Genomic DNA, 5,281 nt, shown 5'->3' on the forward strand with positions numbered 1-5,281 from the left:
AGTATTGAATCATTGTAATGTTAATTTGGAATCTTTATACTAGTCTTTACAGCATACATGGTTCAGGACTATCAGGCTTGAAGAGTATTTCGCTTCATACTCATGCCCGTTCGCCCTGAGGAGTGATAAATAATAATCCCTGATCCTCTGTATTGCTTTTTCGTCTTTATAATCATGATATATGTTCAGGTTACTGTCGAATATTTCTATTTTATCCACGATCAGCAGGGATTCATGGACTTTCTTTAACAATTTTAAAAAATCCGCAAGGGGAATGCTTGAAATGTGTTTTTTCGACAGTGATTCGAAAATCCCGGCATCTATTATGGAATTGCCTGCAAGCAGTTCTTCAAAGTAGTCCCGGTACATGGAGACCATATTGTAGTTTACAGATTTGTAAAGCTCAACAAGGTTTCTCCAGAAATCCTGTTTTGACCTGAATTCCTCCATGGTGTTTTTCAAGTACCCGAAATGCCTCATCGCAGCAAGCGGTTGCGCGCCTTCTTCCCTGGGCTTTAGATCAATCCGGATAGTACTTGCCCTTTTATGAACGACGTCGATATCAAGACCCTTGTTGTAAACCAGGAACATCACCACAAGCTGGGCAAGGAATTCCCTTAAATTCTCATTATCGCCTGAGACCGTGATGGTCGCTGTCACAGGATTAATGTTATCCATGCTGAATATGGAAACCTTGCAGTTCCAGCCCGATTCGCTGCTGGTATCGTTTATCTGTTTATCAAGCTCGGATATTGTCTTGATTTTTAATGGGTCAAGTATCTCATCGAGTATTTCCTTATCAAGCGGCATGCCTCTAGTATATTTTATCATCCATATGAACATCGGATTGCTAAGCAGCACGTTTTTCCCCGTCTCTATGGATTTTTCCCTCACTGTTAGTTCTTTTTTATCTGCACCGATGCTTGATACCGCTTTTTCTACGGTGCCGTACCTGTGCAGTGCAGCTTCGCTGATATCGATAGCATCCCGGATTGCAGCGCTCAGGTTACCGTTATGTTTTCTGGTCAGCGGCTCGATTTTTTTAAGATGGGTACTCTCCAGAGAGATGTTTTTTCTAACGACCATACTACTGAAGTAACACTAATTTAGTATCTAATAAATCTTTTTACACCGGCAGTAAGTACTTTCCTTATGATCAACCGTTTAACACTATCGCTCCCCCATTGCTACACATGTATTTTTGCGGACTGCCATCAAGATACTTTATTTTTGGTTTTTATTTCTCCGTGACATTCCCTGTAACATTTTATCCTACTACGGTAGTACTGGAACATCACAAAGCGCACTGGTTCTTATTCGATGCAATACAGTACTATTATAGTAATACTTGGCTCACAACTGATTATTTAACAGTGCTATTATGAAGTAGATACATGATGATACGATGTTGGGGAGGAAGATAGGCAGGTTGGGGAGGGGTGGTATCATCATTACTCTCCTCTTCTTAATTCCTTTTTAGGTTGCATATTATTTTATATTATCGGCGTCGTAATATGACCTGATTTGATGCCCGGAAAAAAGACTGATATCCGGGTGTCAAAAGGAATGAACAATGGCCAGCAGAATCGAAGTCTGTTTTAAAAAAGGAATGAGGGACTCACTCGGCGAAAGTATCAGGAAGAGAATAGTTGAAGACCTGCATATTAAAGTGGAATCCGTAAGGACCATAGATGTTTATACATTTGACCCTGAACTTCCCCCGGCAGAGTTAAAGCTTCTCGGGGATAAGGTTTTTGCCGACCCTGTGATACAGGTTTTTTCAGATAAGCCCCTGGCTGACAGGTTTTCATGGCTGATAGAGGTCGGATTCAAGCCCGGCGTAACAGATAATGTCGGATCTACCGCAAAAAAAGCATCTGAAGATGTGCTTAAGACCACGCTGAGAGGCGTGTATTTCTCAAAACAATATCTCCTTAACGGGGATATCACAGAAAGAGATGCCGGGCGCATCGCCGGGGGTCTGCTTGCCAATAATCTCATCGAGCGGTGGGAGATAACCAGCATCAAGAGCTGGGATAAAGAAAAAGGGATAAATCTTCCGCTCCCGGTCGTCCGCGGAAAGCATACACCTTCTATCCTGACCCTTGACCTTGATGTCAGCGATGAAGAATTAAAGGAAATAAGCAGGGTGAGGCTTCTTGCTCTTGATATTAATGAGATGAAAGCGATCCGCGGATATTTCAATGCTCCCGAAGTGAGAAAGGAACGAGGAAAACTTGACCTATCCCTGCCAACGGATGTGGAGATCGAAGTACTGGCGCAGACATGGTCGGAGCACTGCAAACATAAGATATTCAACAGCCTGATAACCTACACCGATGACAAAGGTACGAAGACCATTAACTCGCTTTTCAATACATTTATAAAACGCGCGACCCGGGAAATAAACAAACCATGGCTTGTCTCTGTTTTTACGGACAATGCAGGTGTGATAAAATTCAACGATGATCATAACCTCGTTATGAAAGTGGAGACGCACAATACACCCTCCGCGCTTGACCCTTACGGCGGCGCCATCACCGGTATCGTGGGCGTTAACCGCGACCCTCTCGGTACAGGTATGGGCGCCCGGTTGATATTTAATACCGATATTTTCTGCTTCGCCTCGCCGTTCTATGATAAAGAGCTACCGCCGCGCCTGCTTCATCCGAAAAGGATATTTGAGGGCGTGCGCCGCGGCGTGGAACACGGCGGGAATAAAAGCGGCATTCCCACCGTGAACGGCTGCATAGTCTTTGATGAGCGGTATCTTGGCAAGCCGCTCGTGTACTGCGGCACAGGCGGGATTATGCCCGCGATAATAAACGGAAAACCCTCTCACATCAAAGAAATATATCCCGGAGACCTTATTGTAATGACCGGCGGCAGGATAGGAAAAGACGGCATACACGGTGCTACCTTCTCGTCCCTTGAACTGGATGAAGATTCGCCCGTCACCGCGGTACAGATAGGAGACCCCATAACCCAGAAGAAGATGCTTGACTTCCTGCTTGAGGCAAGGGACAAAGGATTGTATAACGCCATCACGGACAACGGCGCAGGCGGTTTATCCTCCTCTGTGGGAGAGATGGCGCAGCTTTCGGGAGGATGCGTCATAGCCCTTGAAAAATGCCCGCTGAAATATGCAGGTCTTGACCCCTGGGAAATCCTGCTCTCCGAGTCGCAGGAAAGAATGACGCTTGCTGTCTCGCCTGAGAAGATTGATGAATTCCTCGCGCTTGCAAAATTAAGGGATGTGGAAGCTACGGTGGTCGGAACTTTTACTGACAGCGGGAAGTTCCATGCAATGTACGGCGATAAGACCGTGGCTTATCTGGATATGGACTTCCTGCACAAAGGGCTCCCCACGATGAGGCTCAACGCGCGCTGGGAACCACGGAAGTTCGAAGAACCCGTACTCGGAGCCGTGGATATGACCGCTGCCCTTAAAACACTTCTTTCGCGCCTTAATATCTGCTCAAAGGAGTACGTTATCCGCCAGTATGACCACGAGGTACAGGCAGGTTCGGTAGTAAAGCCCCTTACCGGCGACGGTCCGAGCGACGCCGCAGTCATCAGACCCCTGCTTGACAGCATGGAAGGCGTTGTTGTGGCGAACGGCATCTGCCCGCGATACGGGGACATTGATACTTATCACATGACAGCATGCGCTATAGACGAAGCTATCCGCAACCATGTGTCTGTAGGAGGTTCATTAGATCATGTGGCAGGTCTTGATAACTTCTGCTGGTGCGATCCTGTTAAGTCGGATAAGACACCGGATGGAGAATTTAAACTGGCGCAACTGGTAAGGGCGAACATGGCACTGTACGATTATACAAAAGCCTACGGGGTGCCCTGCATATCCGGAAAGGACAGCATGAAGAACGATTACCAGATAGGCGGCAGGAAAATCTCAATCCCTCCCACGGTTCTTTTCTCGACCATAGGCAAGATAGGGGATGTAAGGCGCGCTGTTACGATGGACATAAAAAGACCGGACGACAGGGTTTACATCCTGGGCATGACAAAAGACGAACTCGGCGGCTCAGAGTATTTCGCATCGCTTGGGTTTATCGGAAATGATGTGCCAAAAGTGAACGCCGCATCAGCAAAGAAGCTCTATTCCGCCCTTGAAAAAGCCATTCATGAAGGCATTGTCGCCTCATGCCACGACTGCTCGGACGGAGGGCTGGGGGTGGCGCTGGCTGAGAGCGCGTTCTCAGGCGACCTGGGCATGACCGTTGAGCTTACGAAAGTTCCAGTCGAGAACATAAAGCACGCCGACACGATACTGTTCTCCGAATCCCAGAGCCGCTTCGTGGTGACGGTGGCGCCTGATAATGTAGAGAGGTTCGAGGAACTTATGAAAGGCAATGTGTTCGCGGATATCGGCGCGGTCACATTGCAGAAGGATTTTACGGTAATGGATGGCGAGAAAGTGGTGCTGGGCGCGGGGATTGATGAGCTTAAGGAGGCGTGGCAGAGGACGTTAAGGTGGTAGGTACTTTGGAATTTTTGGAGAAGACTCTTATTTAGGAAAAATATGATCGACGGACTTAACCAATTTTATAATGATAACTCTAATTTAATAAATTTAATCTCTATCTTATTTGGTATTGCTGGTACTGTTATAGGTATCATTACTTGGCGTGATAGTAAAAAATCAAAAAAGAGTTATGAATATTTGTTTGAGCTAGTATATAGTCAATCATACTAATTTTGCCCGAATAGAACTGGGAAATATTTTGACAACAAACCTTTTGGTGTCTGTATAGCTGCTATCCCCTCAGCAACAGCAGAATTTAGCTTTCTTTTCACCATAATGATTTTGTTGTGAATCTCTTTCTTAAAGGGTCTCCACTCTTGTTCTATCGGATTTAAATCTGAGCTATATCTGGGAAAATTTACCAATTTAATGTTCTTCCCTTGCCCACGAAGCTTATAGATGTGTTCTCTGACAATGTCTCCTCTATGATATTTGGCGTTATCGACCAGAAGCATGAACACCTGATACTCCGGGTAATTTTCAACAACCTTATCCAGATGCCGACAAAACGTTTCCCTATTTGCCTTGATTTTTGGTTTTTCGTCTTTAGGGCAAACCACACGAATAGAAGGAAACTTGACTTGAACGTGTGTCTCATCCTGAGTAAATTTCATCGCATACGAACTTATTGCTGCAATTTTATGGAAAATTGAGAAATATCAAATCGGCATTAGCTATGAGGATCTAATTGATGAAGCATTCAAGATTTATGAAGTTGAATTCACATCGAAA

Annotated in this window: 3 protein-coding genes; 1 reads left to right on the forward strand and 2 read right to left on the reverse strand. The window is 45.4% G+C overall.

From position 1 onward, the window contains the following. Positions 1 to 39: 39 nt before the first annotated feature. Positions 40 to 1,086, reverse strand: a complete 1,047-nt coding sequence (locus MNV_RS05265) for a hypothetical protein (RefSeq protein ID WP_096204319.1) — start codon at positions 1,084 to 1,086, stop codon at positions 40 to 42. A gap of 487 nt (positions 1,087 to 1,573) precedes the next feature. On the opposite strand from MNV_RS05265, the gene purL reads away from it, so the two are divergent. After that, positions 1,574 to 4,504: a phosphoribosylformylglycinamidine synthase subunit PurL gene (gene purL, locus MNV_RS05270; RefSeq protein ID WP_096204320.1), complete on the forward strand. Its 2,931-nt coding sequence runs from the start codon at positions 1,574 to 1,576 to the stop codon at positions 4,502 to 4,504. Positions 4,505 to 4,716: 212 nt separating this feature from the next. On the opposite strand, the gene MNV_RS05275 is transcribed toward purL, so the two are convergent. Further along, positions 4,717 to 5,163 carry a transposase gene (locus MNV_RS05275; RefSeq protein WP_096204321.1) on the reverse strand — a complete coding sequence of 149 codons (447 nt, stop codon included), beginning with the start codon at positions 5,161 to 5,163 and terminating at the stop codon, positions 4,717 to 4,719. Positions 5,164 to 5,281 lie beyond the last annotated feature (118 nt).

The organism is Candidatus Methanoperedens nitratireducens (genome assembly GCF_900196725.1).
GTDB lineage: Archaea > Halobacteriota > Methanosarcinia > Methanosarcinales > Methanoperedenaceae > Methanoperedens > Methanoperedens nitroreducens_A.

Excerpts from the sequence above, each read along its gene's own strand:
- MNV_RS05275 (WP_096204321.1), bottom strand. The coding sequence starts at position 5,163 with ATGAAATTTACTCAGGATGAGACACACGTTCAAGTCAAGTTTCCTTCT.
- MNV_RS05265 (WP_096204319.1), bottom strand. The coding sequence starts at position 1,086 with ATGGTCGTTAGAAAAAACATCTCTCTGGAGAGTACCCATCTTAAAAAA.
- purL (WP_096204320.1), top strand. The coding sequence starts at position 1,574 with ATGGCCAGCAGAATCGAAGTCTGTTTTAAAAAAGGAATGAGGGACTCA.